We start from the raw sequence: 11257 nt of genomic DNA, 5'->3' as shown, positions 1-11257 counted from the left end.
GACTCGCCCGCCGGGGCGAAATCCCGGCTCCAGCCTCACAACAAGCGCGCCCGACCAACTCACCCAAACGGCAGCTCACACAAACCCCGCAGTGTCGTAAACGGCCAGCGGCCGCTCGCCAGCAAGCCCCTTCAGCAGATTGGTGGTGGCCAGTTCGGCCATCGCATGCCGGGTCTCGTGTGTGGCCGAGCCGATGTGCGGCAGCGGCGTCACGCGCGGATGGGTGCGCAGCGGCGAATCCTCAGGCAGCGGCTCGGTGGCGAACACATCCAACCCGGCGGCCCGCAACGTGCCCTGGTCGAGCGCGGCCAGCAGCGCGGGCTCCTCCACCGTAGCCCCGCGCCCCCCGTTGACGAAGATCGCGCCCGGCTTCATGCGGCCGAACACGCGCGCATCGATCATGCCGCGCGTGCTGTCCGACAGCGGCAGCATGGCGACCACGATGTCGGCGCGCGCCAGCAGTTCGTCGAGCGGCGTGTGCGCGGCCCGGCCCAGCAGCTCGGGCGCCTGCGCCGCCAGGTCGACGGCGCGCCGCGCGTGGTAGAGCACAGGCATGCCGAAGCCCAGGGCCGCGCGCCGGGCAATGGCCTGGCCGATGCGGCCGAAGCCCAGCAGGCCCAGCGTCTTGCCGTGCACGTCGTAGCCGAACAGGTCCTCGCCGATGTTCTTCGTCCAGCGGCCTTCGCGCACCAGGTTCGACAACTCCACCACGCGGCGGCTGGTCGCCATCAGCAGCGCAAAGACGGTGTCGGCCACCGTCTCGTCGAGCACGCCGGGCGTGTGGCACAGCAGGATGCCCCGCGCGTGCAGCGCTGCCAGCGCATAGTTGTCCACGCCGACGGAGACGCTGGAGATCACCTCCAGCCTGGGTGCGCGCGCGAGCAGCGCCTCATCGACCGGGAAGCTGGAGCCTATCAGGCCCTGCGCCTGCGGCAACGCAGCCTCGAAAGCGCCGAGCTGCGCGGCGGTGCGCGGATTGGCGACCGTGACCTCGTGCGCGGCCTGCAGGCGCGCCAGCTGGTCATCGGGCAGCTCGCGAAAGACCAGAACCTTCTTGCGCATCACAGCCTCGCTTCGTCCAGTTGGGCCCGCGTCGGCAGGCCTTCGGTGTCGCCCAATACCTGCACGGCGCGAGCGCCGATCCAGGCGCCGCGGCGCACCGCCTCGGCCACCGGCCTGCCTTCAAGCAGCGCGCTGACCACGCCCACTGCGAAGCCATCTCCGGCCCCGACGGTGTCGACCACCTGCGCCACGGGGAAGCCGTCGACGCGGCCGGTGCCCGCCGCATCGCTATCGTAATAGGCGCCCTGCGCGCCGAGCTTGACCACCACCAGCTTCGCACCGCGTTCGCGGTAGAAGCGTGCCACCCCCTCGGGCGTGGACTGGCCGGTGAGCAGCAGGCCCTCTTCCATGCCGGGGAGCACCCAGTCCGCGCGGGAGGCCAGCTCGTTGATCCAGTGGCGCATGGTCTCGGTCGAGGACCACAGCGTGGGCCGCAGATTCGGGTCGAACGAGATCGTGCGGCCGGCCGCGCGCATCACGTCCATGCTCTTCAGCGCCGCCTGCAGGCTGGTGTCGGAGATGGCGGCGAACACGCCAGTCGCATGCAGGTGCCGCGCCGAGCGCAGCCAGGGCTCGTCGACGTCCGCCGGGCCCATGTGGCTCGCGGCCGAGCCCTTGCGGTGGTACTCGACCGGCGGGTCGCTGCCGTCGGTCACGCGACCCTTGAACTGGAAGCCGGTGCGCTGGGCCGGATCGCTGATCACGTGCGAGCAGTCGATGCCCTCGGCCCGCATGGTGGCCAGCAGCGAGCGGCCCATCGAATCGGTGCCGAGCCGGCTGGCCCAGCCGACCTTCAGGCCGAGCCGCGAGAGGCCGATCGCGACGTTGGTCTCGGCGCCGGCGGTACGCTTGTGGAAGCCGGTCGCGTTCTCGATCGGGCCGGGCTGGTCGGCCACCAGCAGCAGCATGGCTTCGCCGAACAGCGCGACATCGAAGGCGGGTTTCGTCATCGCGCAGCTTTCAGCGAAGCGAACGGATCTGCGCGACCTGCTCGCGCGTGACGGCGAGCAGGTCGTCGCCGGCCAACGGGTATTCGATGGCGTGCGGCACGTCCCCGGGCAGGGCCCGCAGCACCGCGCGCCAGGGCGCCAGCGATTCGGCCAGCGGCACTGCCACCCATTTGGCGGGCAGGCGCTGCACGCCCTTGCAGTGCACATAGCGCACCCGAGGCGCCAGCGCCTCGGCGGCAGCGAGTGGGCATTCGCCCAGCCAGTGCCAGTTACCCATGTCGAAGGTCATGCCCAGGTCGAGCCCGGCCGCATCGGCCGCGCCGAAAAAGGCCTGCAGCGCGGGCAGCGTGCCGGCCTTCACGGTCTGGTCGTTCTCGATCAACAGCTCGACCTCGAACGCCTGGTCGTCGAGCAGTTCCTTGAGCCGCGCCAGCGAGCCCTGCGAGCTCGCGTCGTAGGCGCCGATCGACATCTTGAGCCGATGCGCGCGCAGGACGCTCGCCGCAGCCAGGCCACGCGCGAGCGCTCCTTCGTCCAACGCGCCGTCATGCGCCCAGAGTCCCTCAGGACTCGAATAAACCGACGCCAGCCCGGCCAATGCAGGCAACTCGGCGGCCGCGTCACGCAACAGCTCGCCACGCACCTCCACACTGTCCGCGCCCGCTTCCAGCGCCAACCGCGTACACCACAGCTGCCCATGCCGCCCCACTTCGGCCGCGCCAAACGACGACAGGGAAATGAGGACGTTCATATCGACACCTCTCCTTCGGGGAACACGGATGGGCGGCCACCGGACTTGGGCCAACCTGGGGGAGAGCTCGTCATGCCTGGTGCGAACTGAGAATCTGCCCCAGGAACTGCCGGGTCTTCTCGTGCTTCGGACTGCCGAAGAATTCGCCCGGCGGCGCCTGCTCGACGATCTTGCCATCGGCCATGAAGATCACGCGGTCGGCCACGCTGCGCGCGAAGCCCATTTCGTGCGTCACGCACAGCATGGTCATGCCGTCCTCGGCCAGGCCGATCATGGTGTCGAGCACTTCCTTGACCATTTCGGGGTCGAGTGCCGACGTGGGCTCGTCGAACAGCATGATCTTGGGCGACATGCACAGCGCCCGGGCGATCGCCACGCGCTGCTGCTGGCCGCCGGAGAGCTGGCTCGGGTACTTGTGGGCCTGCTCCGGGATGCGCACCCGCGTGAGGTACTTCATCGCCACCTGCTCGGCTTCTTCCTTCGACATTCCGCGCGAGCGCATCGGCGCCAGCGTGCAGTTCTGCAGGATGGTCAGGTGCGGGAACAGGTTGAACTGCTGGAACACCATGCCGACCTCGGCGCGCACCGCGTCGACATTCTTCCCGCCGGCCGTGAGCTCGATGCCGTCGACCACGATCTTGCCCTTCTGCACCGTCTCGAGCCGGTTGATGCAGCGGATCAGCGTCGACTTGCCCGAGCCCGAGGGCCCGCAGATCACGATGCGCTCGCCGGTGCGCACCGACAGGTCGATGTCGGTCAGCACCTGGAAAGTGCCGTACCACTTGTTCACCGCTTCCATGCGGATGATCGACTCGGCGCCTGCGTGTGTCGCGACTGCGTCCGTCATGAGGTTGAGCTCCTGTCTCGGGTTTCTCTGTCCGGGCTCAGTTGAGCTTCGGCAGGTCCGTCTGCAGCCACTTGTTGTACAGCTTGTTCAGCTCGCCGTTGGCCGTGTTCTTCGACACGAACTCGTTGACGTTCTTCAGCAGGTCGTCCTGGCCCGGGCGCATGGCGATGGCCATGGCCTGCTGCACGAGGGTGAACTTGTTCTCGAAGGTGTCGGCGGGCACGCGCTTGGCGATCTGCGCTGCCACGGTGACGGAGCAGCCGATGGCGTCGACCTGCCCTGAGATCAGCGCCTGCATGGCCGAGGCGTCGTCGTCGAAGCGGCGGATCTCGGTGCCCTCGGGCGCGGCCTTGGTCACGGCCACGTCCTGAGTGCTGGCACGTGCCACGCCGACGCGCACGCCCTTCAGGTCGGCCGCGCTCTTGATGTTGCTGCCCTTCTTGCCGTAGAGGACGATGGTGGCCGCGGCATAGGGCTGCGAGAACTGCACCTGCTTCGCGCGCTCGGGCGTCACCGCCAGCGAGGCGACCAGCAGGTCGACCTTGTTGGTCAGCAGGAAGGGAATGCGGTTGGGGCCGGTGACCGGCACGATGTTGGCCTTGACGCCCCAGTCCTTGGCCAGCAGCTTGGCGACATCGGCGTCGTAGCCGTCGGGCTGGTTCTGCGCGTTGGTGGTGCCGTAGGGCGGGAAGTCGACCAGCATGCCGATCGTGACTTCGCCCTTCTTCTTGATGTCGGCCACGGTCTGGGCCGAGGCGAGCGGTGCGAAGGCGGTCAGCGCGGCGCCGAGCCCCAGGGCTGCGATCGCGGCACGGCGGGTGGTGAAGAAGGTCATGGAAAGGGTCTCCTAGGATTGAACGGAAAAGAAGGAAGCAGGCTCAGCGCGCCAGTGTCCGGGCGCGCTTGCGCTCCATGTGCGCCGCCATCAGCGACAGCGGCCAGCAGATGACGAAGTAGATCGCAGCCACCGTGGTGAACACGTACAGCGGCTGGAAGGTGGCGTTGTTGATGATCTGCCCGGCCCGGGTGACCTCGGTGAAGCCGATGATGGCGGCGAGCGAAGTGCCCTTGATGATCTGCACCACGTAGCCCACGGTGGGCGGCAGCGCGATCTTGAAGGCCTGGGGCAGCACCACGTCGCGCATGCGGCTCGCGTAGCCCAGGTTGAGCGCGTGCGCGGCCTCGGTCTGGCCGCGCGGGATGGCCTCGATGCAGCCGCGCCAGATCTCGCCGAGGAAGGCCGCGCTGTTGAGCACCAGCGCCACCCCGGCGGCGACCCACGGGTTGATGGCGAAGCCCATCACCGGCGCGCCGAAGAAGATCAGGAACAGCTGCAGCAGCAGCGGCGTGCCCTGGAAGATCTGGATGAACCCCGTGGAGAGCACCCGCGCGGTCTTGCTCTCCGAGGTGCGCGCCAGCGCGATCACGAGCCCCAGGATCGCGCCGCCGATGAAGGCGATCAGCGACAGCGCCAGGGTCCACCTGGCGGCCTCGAGGATGAAGAGGAAATCTGAAAAGCCGAAGGTACGCATGGATGTCTGTGCCTCAGCGCCGGTCCGGGTAGTTGAGCGTGCGTCTGTAGATCACCTTGAAGAGCACCGAGAACGACATCGCGAGCGCCAGGTAGATGCCCGCCACCACGATGTAGATCTCGAAGCTGCGGAAGGTCTGCGACTGCAGGTTGGCCGCGACCGAGGTGAGGTCGTCGGCCGAGATCACCGACACCACGGCCGAGCTCAGCATGAGCAGGATGAACTGGCTGGTGAGCGCCGGGTAGATGGCCTTCAGCGCCGGCTTGATGATGACGAAGCGGAAGATCTCCCAGGGCTTGAGGTTGAGCGCCCGGCCGGCCTCGATCTGGCCCTTGGGAATGGACTCGATGCCGGCGCGGATGATCTCGGTCGCGTAGGCGCCGAGGTTGACCACCATGGCGGTGAGCGCCGCCGTGTACGGCGACCAGCGCAGCCCGATGGCCGGCAGCGCGAAGAAAAAGAAGAACAGCTGCACCAGGAAGGGCGTGTTGCGGATCACCTCGATGTAGGCATTGACGATGAAGCGCAGCCAGCCCGGCCCCGAGGTCTTGCCCCAGGCGCAGAAGATCGCCACCACCAGGCCCAGCAGCGTGGCCACGAGCGACAGCTGGATGGTGATCCACGTGCCCTTCAGCAGCAGCGGCCAGGCGGCGAAGACGGCATCGAACTGGAATTGGTAGTTCACGGGCGAAGGGGGTTCGGGATGGCGCGTTGCGCGGCGGAAGGGATACCGGAGCGGAGCCTCGATGTGCAGAGGGCCAAGTATATGAAACCGGTTTCAGAGCCATATTGGGGATTCCCCTAGTCGGCCTCTTCGGCGCCCTTCGCGCGCGCTCATGCCTACACTGGCGCGATGCAGATCACCGGCACGCTGCAAGGCGCTACCCAGACCCTCGGCGCCGGGGCGCCGCCCGCCGTGCGCCACCTGCGCGGCACCCTCCTGTGGCCGCTGCGCCTGATGCCGGTCAAGGGTGAGCAGCAGCGCCGCAGTCCCTGGCAACTGCTGCAGGCGCTGGGCGATGCCTCGCCGTGGCGCGAGGAGTTCGACGAATACACAGGCAGCAGCGACGGCTTCCACGAACGCCACTACAACGAGTTCGTGAGCTTCCTCCCCTATGTGCAGCGCTTCCTCTACGGCGAAGGCCGCCGCGGCGGCGAGGCCGGCGGCACGGGCGGGGAGTCGCCGATGCGCGTCTTCCGCCGGCGCGACCTCGCGGCCGTGCGCGTGGTCACGCGGCCCGGTGAAGCGCCCATCACGCTGCAAGTGGTGCACACGGACCTGTACTTCTTCTTCGACGTCGACGTGGTGATGCTCAACATGGAGATCGGCGTGGACGACCTGAGCCTTGCGCAGGCGCAGGAGGTGCTCTACCGCTTCGGCCGCGCCTACCCCGGCGGCTGGGATGCGCAGGGCGCGGCGCTCCACTGCATGGCCAGCGTCGAGTGGCTGGACGCCGGCGGGGGCGTGCTCGCGACTTCCGACGCGCAGCAGCGCGACCTTTTCCTGGAGCACGTGGCCGAGCACCGCGCGCCGCGCATGGCAGCGCACTGGGCCTGGCTGATGCAGCCCCTGGTGAGCGACCATTCGCAAGAGCCCGGCGGGTTGCGCTTCCGCCAGCTCGAGTACTACCGCATGCCGCTGATGGCCTATCTCGCCCTCGACGATCCGCGCAAGCTCTCGCGCACCGACTTCATCCGGCTGGCGCTCGTCACCGGTGCCTCCGAGCCCGCGGTGGGCAGCAACGGCCCCCTGCCCTTCGGCGAGGAGCAGCTCGCCGACTTCGAGCAGCGCTACTGCTACGACCGCTTCTGGGTCGATGCCGGCAGCGCGCCGAACACGCGCTACCTGTGCAGCGGCCGCTCGCTGGTGGTGGTCGGCACGGCGGATTCCGAGTTCTTCTGCTGCCGCGACCGCGGCGTGCTGGCGCAGTTCCGGCACCAGCACTTCCTGGTGTTCCTCATCGCGCATTTCCAGAAGGCGGCGCTGCTGATGTTCTCCGATCGCCTGGTCGAGGCGCTGCGCCGCCTCGACGTGCACGACGTGGCCAGCGTCAAGCGCTTCAAGCGCGCCATCCGCGCAAGCTTCGAGGGCTTCCTGCGCTTCACGCACCGCTACTGGTTCCACGAGATCTCGGAGCAGGCGCAGGTGCGCGCGCTCTCGCGCCTGTGCACCACGCACCTGGCGCTCGACCCGCTCTACGAGGAGGTCAAGGAGCGCATCGCGGACATGAACACCTACCTCGACGCCGACAGCCTGCGCCGGCAGGCCAACACGGTGGTGCGGCTCACGGTGGTCACGCTCTTCGGCCTGATCGGCACGGTCACCACAGGCTTTCTCGGGATGAATTTGCTGGCCGAGGCGGACGCGCCGCTGTGGCAGAAGCTGCTATGGTTCGGCTTCGTGGGCGCACTCACCACCTGGCTGACCCTCTACACCACGATCAAATCCAAGCGCCTGTCGGACTTCATCGACGCGCTCTCGGACGAGCGGCACGGTTTCAAGAGCCGGCTCGCGGTGCTGGCGAGGGTGTGGCGCCCCGGGTCGGACTGAAGCCCCGCGGGCGCGCCACGTCACGTTGTTGCCATGCGGCACACCTGGCCTGTAGAGAACCCTCTTGAAAATCGAATGCAGAACAGCACCGCCACGATCCGCAACGTCACCTGGAGCGAGCTCGAGCCCGGACAGAGCGCCACCATCGAGCGCGTATGCACCGAGCAGGACCTGTTCCTGTTCGCGTACGCCTCCGGCAACACCAACCCGCTGACGCTGCCCGAACTCGATGGCCGCGATGCCTGCACCGTGGTCGCTCCATCGATGTGGGTCGCCTCGCTGATTTCCGCGGTGCTCGGCAACCTGCTGCCCGGGTCGGGCACGCTGTACCGCAGCCAGACTCTGCGCTTCGAGGATCAGCGCGTGCATCTCGGCGACCCTCTCCGGGTCTCGGTGCGCTGTACCGGCAAGGGCGAGGCGCCGCTCGCCAGCTTCGAGACGCTGGTCAGCCGGCCCGACGGCACGGTGGTGTGCGGCGGCAGCGCCGAAGTGCTGGCGCCCACCGAGGTGCACTACACCGAGGCGCGCGACCTCCCGAGCCTGATCCTCGACCAGCACGACCACTTCGGCCGGCTGATCGAGATCGCCGCCACCCTGCCCCCGCTGGCCACGGCCGTGGTCTGCCCCGACGACCGCAACTCGCTTGCGGGTGCGCTGCTGGCGGCGCAGCGGGGCCTGATCCAGCCGCTGCTGATCGGCGACGCGAAGAAGATCCGCGCGGCCGCCGAAGCGCTGGGCGCCGACATCGGCGCGTACCCGCCGGTCGACATGCCGCTGCCGCACGACGCGGCAACCCACGCGGTCGCCCTCGTCCACCAGGGCAAGGCCGGCGCGGTGATGAAGGGCAACCTGCATTCCGACGAGCTGCTCGCCGAAGTGGTGAAGAAGGACGGCGGCCTGCGCGGCCAGCGGCGGCTCAGCCATGTCTTCGCGATGGACGCGCCCACGCTGCGCAACCTGATCTTCATCACCGATGCGGCGATCAACATCGCGCCAGACCTCGCCGCGAAGGTCGACATCGTCCAGAACGCGATCGACCTGGCGCTTGCGTGCGGCGTCGCGCAGCCGCGCGTGGGCGTGCTTTCCGCGGTCGAAACAGTGAACCTGAACATTCCCTCGACGCTCGACGCCGCAATCCTGGCCAAGATGGCCGACCGGGGCCAGATCCGCGGCGGCATCGTCGACGGCCCGCTCGCGATGGACAATGCCGTGGACCTCGAGGCCGCGCGCAGCAAGGGCATCGTGTCCTCGGTCGCGGGCCGGGCCGACGTGCTGGTGGTGCCCAACATCGAGGCCGGCAACATGCTGGCCAAGCAGTTCACCTTCGTCACGCGGGCCGAGGCGGCCGGGCTGGTGGTGGGCGCGAAGGTGCCGGTGATCCTGACCAGCCGGGCCGACAACGACCGTGCCCGCCTGGCCTCCTGCGCGCTGGCGCTGCTCTACGACCACTGGATACGCCACGGCGAGAGCGCCGCGAAGGCGGGCTGACGAGCAACCCTCATGTCCGAGCACATCATCACCTTCAACGCCGGCTCCTCGTCGATCAAGTTCGCGCTGTTCTCGATCGGCGCCAACGGATTGCTCCAGCGTGCCGCCGCGGGCCATGTCGATGGCGTGGGCGGCAACGCGCAGCTCAAGGCAAAAGCCGCGGACGGCCGCGTGCTGCACGACGCAGCCCTGCCCGCGGGCAAGGTGCGCAACGATGGCGACGCACTGGCCGCGATCATCGAGCTCATGCAGGCCCATTTTCCTCTGCTGCACTTTGCCGCGATCGGACATCGCGTGGTACATGGCGCATCCCGCTTCAGCACGGCGACGCTGATCGACGACGCGATGCTGGCGACCCTGCGCACGCTGGTGCCGATGGCGCCGCTGCACCTGCCGAGCAACATCGCGGGCATCGAGACCACCCGCCGGGTCTTCCCCGGCGTGCCGCAGGTGGCGTGCTTCGACACCGCCTTCCACCGCGGCGGCGGCTTCCTGGGCGAAGCCTATGCGCTGCCGCGCGACTATTTCGACGCGGGCATCCGCCGCTACGGCTTCCATGGCCTTTCCTACGAGTACATCGCCGGGCGCCTGGCCGAGCTGTCGCCGCGCGCGGCGGCGGGTCGGGTGATCGTCGCGCACCTGGGCAACGGCGCGTCGATGTGCGCACTGCGCGGCGGACGATCGATCGACACGACGATGGGCTTCAGCGCGCTCGACGGCCTGCCGATGGGCACGCGCTGCGGCGCGATCGACCCGGGCGTGCTGCTGCACCTGATCGAAACGCACGGCTACGACGCGGCGCGGCTGTCGGACCTGCTCTACAAGGAGTCGGGCCTCAAGGGCCTGTCGGGCATCTCGCACGACATGCGCGCGCTGGAGTCTTCGGAGGACCCGCACGCCCGCGAGGCCATCGCGTATTTCTGCGGCCGCATCCGGCGCGAGGCCGGCGCGCTCGCGGCGTCGCTGGGCGGCATCGATGCCCTGGTCTTCACCGGCGGCATCGGCGAGAACTCGGCGCGGGTGCGTGCCGAAGTGCTGGCGGGCCTGGGCTGGCTCGGCATCGCATTCGATGCCGACGCGCAGCCCGAAGGACGGGAGGACCGGGAGATCTCGGCCCCGGGCTCCCAAGCCAGCGCCTGGGTGATCGCGACCGACGAGGAGGCCATGATCGCCCGCCACGCGCTCGGCGTGGTCCGCCCGGGCCTCCTTCAGGGAGCGATCACACCCTCGATGGCGGCGCGCCACGCCAACGCCAGCTTGCCGTAGCCCTGCGGGTTGGGGTGGATCTCGTTGAGCCAGTCGTTGCTGTCGCCGCGGGCGCCGGCCGCCGCGCGGTTCAGCGTGCCGAGGGTGTCGATCACATGCACGTTCGCAAGGCCCAGCGTGCGCATCACTCCGGCCAGGCGGTCGATCAGGTGGTCGGCCAGGGGCCGGTGCATCGGCTCGGGAATACGGTGCGCCTCCAGGGCCGGCAGCAGCCCGGGCCCGCTGCCCGGCGCCGCGGGCGCATCGTTGGGCGTGGGGTAGGCGTAGGTGTGGACGAAGATCGGCGTGCCAGCGTTCTGCCGGCTGCCCGAGGCCAGCTGCGACACCATCGCGAAGTTGGTGCGCAGGTAGGTCTCGAAGGCCGCCCAGGCCTCGGGATGGATGCAGTCCTCGGGCAAGGCCGGGTCGCTGCCTGGCGGCAACAGGCGCAGCAACTGCTGGTCGACCAGGCGATCGTTGATCGCATCGATCAGGTCGTTGCCGCCGCCGCTCAGCAGGATCGCATCGAAGGCCCAGCCCTGGCGGCCGCGCCGCCCGCCCGCGATCAGGGTCGAGAAGGCCGGGTCGTGCCACCAGTCGGCCACATGGGCCAGCGTGTTGCTCGGGCGCGCCGTGTTCGTGACCAGCGTGCTGCGCGTGAAGCCCAGCCGGTTGAGCAGGTTGTTGCCGAGGAGCGAACCGAAGGAGAACCACGAGTCTCCCTCCGCCAGCATGTGCCAGCCGAAGTCCGAGGGGCTCACGCTGCGCTCGCCGAAGCCGAGCTGCTCCGGGCGCACGATCACGACGGGCTTGCCGAGGGTCGCCATGGTT

Annotated in this window: 11 protein-coding genes; 3 read left to right on the top strand and 8 right to left on the bottom strand. The window is 69.0% G+C overall.

The genetic code is table 11. From position 1 onward, the window contains the following. Window positions 1-75: 75 nt before the first annotated feature. The 7 genes from APY03_RS23695 to APY03_RS23665 form a co-directional block, all read right to left on the bottom strand. Window positions 76-1062, bottom strand: a complete 987-nt coding sequence (locus APY03_RS23695) for a 2-hydroxyacid dehydrogenase (protein ID WP_068680665.1) — start codon at window positions 1060-1062, stop codon at window positions 76-78. Then, window positions 1062-2012, bottom strand: a complete 951-nt coding sequence (locus APY03_RS23690) for a sugar kinase (RefSeq protein ID WP_068680663.1) — start codon at window positions 2010-2012, stop codon at window positions 1062-1064. The genes APY03_RS23695 and APY03_RS23690 overlap by 1 nt, the downstream gene beginning before the upstream one ends. Before the next feature lie 10 nt (window positions 2013-2022). Beyond that, the gene (locus APY03_RS23685) at window positions 2023-2763 is read right to left on the bottom strand and encodes a TIM barrel protein (RefSeq protein WP_068680662.1); all 741 of its coding nucleotides are present in this window, start codon (window positions 2761-2763) and stop codon (window positions 2023-2025) included. Window positions 2764-2833: 70 nt separating this feature from the next. Continuing rightward, window positions 2834-3610 (bottom strand): amino acid ABC transporter ATP-binding protein, encoded by a 777-nt coding sequence (locus tag APY03_RS23680; RefSeq protein WP_068680660.1) that lies wholly within the window; start codon window positions 3608-3610, stop codon window positions 2834-2836. Between the two features lie 37 nt (window positions 3611-3647). Then, window positions 3648-4445 carry a transporter substrate-binding domain-containing protein gene (locus APY03_RS23675; protein WP_068680658.1) on the bottom strand — a complete coding sequence of 266 codons (798 nt, stop codon included), beginning with the start codon at window positions 4443-4445 and terminating at the stop codon, window positions 3648-3650. Window positions 4446-4488: 43 nt separating this feature from the next. Next, on the bottom strand, window positions 4489-5142 hold the full coding sequence (locus APY03_RS23670) for an amino acid ABC transporter permease (protein WP_068680656.1): 654 nt from the start codon (window positions 5140-5142) through the stop codon (window positions 4489-4491). 13 nt (window positions 5143-5155) lie between these two features. Continuing rightward, window positions 5156-5827 (bottom strand): amino acid ABC transporter permease, encoded by a 672-nt coding sequence (locus tag APY03_RS23665; protein WP_068680654.1) that lies wholly within the window; start codon window positions 5825-5827, stop codon window positions 5156-5158. A 168-nt stretch (window positions 5828-5995) separates the two neighbouring features. Here APY03_RS23665 and APY03_RS23660 point away from each other — a divergent pair, with 168 nt between their 5' ends. The 3 genes from APY03_RS23660 (at window position 5996) to APY03_RS23650 (ending at window position 10447) form a co-directional block, all read left to right on the top strand. Then, window positions 5996-7693 (top strand): hypothetical protein, encoded by a 1698-nt coding sequence (locus APY03_RS23660; protein ID WP_068680653.1) that lies wholly within the window; start codon window positions 5996-5998, stop codon window positions 7691-7693. 75 nt (window positions 7694-7768) lie between these two features. Next, a complete protein-coding gene (locus APY03_RS23655; RefSeq protein ID WP_068680650.1) occupies window positions 7769-9181 on the top strand; it encodes a bifunctional enoyl-CoA hydratase/phosphate acetyltransferase in 1413 nt (470 codons plus the stop codon). A gap of 12 nt (window positions 9182-9193) precedes the next feature. Beyond that, window positions 9194-10447 carry an acetate/propionate family kinase gene (locus APY03_RS23650; RefSeq protein WP_068680649.1) on the top strand — a complete coding sequence of 418 codons (1254 nt, stop codon included), beginning with the start codon at window positions 9194-9196 and terminating at the stop codon, window positions 10445-10447. Here the strand turns inward: APY03_RS23650 and APY03_RS23645 are convergent. Further along, window positions 10390-11253, bottom strand: coding sequence for a GDSL-type esterase/lipase family protein (locus tag APY03_RS23645; RefSeq protein ID WP_068680648.1), 864 nt, complete (start codon window positions 11251-11253; stop codon window positions 10390-10392). The two genes, APY03_RS23650 and APY03_RS23645, sit on opposite strands and share 58 nt — an antisense overlap. Window positions 11254-11257 lie beyond the last annotated feature (4 nt).

The sequence above is a fragment of the Variovorax sp. WDL1 genome, assembly GCF_001541225.1.
Lineage (GTDB): Bacteria > Pseudomonadota > Gammaproteobacteria > Burkholderiales > Burkholderiaceae_C > Variovorax.
The sequence above is the reverse complement of the archived record's forward strand: the minus strand, read 5'-3'. Positions and strand labels throughout refer to the sequence as shown.

What these genes read in the sequence shown, in the direction of transcription:
- APY03_RS23695 (WP_068680665.1), bottom strand. Translation starts at nt 1,062, where the DNA reads ATGCGCAAGAAGGTTCTGGTCTTTCGCGAGCTGCCCGATGACCAGCTG.
- APY03_RS23690 (WP_068680663.1), bottom strand. Translation starts at nt 2,012, where the DNA reads ATGACGAAACCCGCCTTCGATGTCGCGCTGTTCGGCGAAGCCATGCTG.
- APY03_RS23685 (WP_068680662.1), bottom strand. Translation starts at nt 2,763, where the DNA reads ATGAACGTCCTCATTTCCCTGTCGTCGTTTGGCGCGGCCGAAGTGGGG.
- APY03_RS23680 (WP_068680660.1), bottom strand. Translation starts at nt 3,610, where the DNA reads ATGACGGACGCAGTCGCGACACACGCAGGCGCCGAGTCGATCATCCGC.
- APY03_RS23675 (WP_068680658.1), bottom strand. Translation starts at nt 4,445, where the DNA reads ATGACCTTCTTCACCACCCGCCGTGCCGCGATCGCAGCCCTGGGGCTC.
- APY03_RS23670 (WP_068680656.1), bottom strand. Translation starts at nt 5,142, where the DNA reads ATGCGTACCTTCGGCTTTTCAGATTTCCTCTTCATCCTCGAGGCCGCC.
- APY03_RS23660 (WP_068680653.1), top strand. Translation starts at nt 5,996, where the DNA reads ATGCAGATCACCGGCACGCTGCAAGGCGCTACCCAGACCCTCGGCGCC.
- APY03_RS23655 (WP_068680650.1), top strand. Translation starts at nt 7,769, where the DNA reads ATGCAGAACAGCACCGCCACGATCCGCAACGTCACCTGGAGCGAGCTC.
- APY03_RS23650 (WP_068680649.1), top strand. Translation starts at nt 9,194, where the DNA reads ATGTCCGAGCACATCATCACCTTCAACGCCGGCTCCTCGTCGATCAAG.
- APY03_RS23645 (WP_068680648.1), bottom strand. Translation starts at nt 11,253, where the DNA reads ATGGCGACCCTCGGCAAGCCCGTCGTGATCGTGCGCCCGGAGCAGCTC.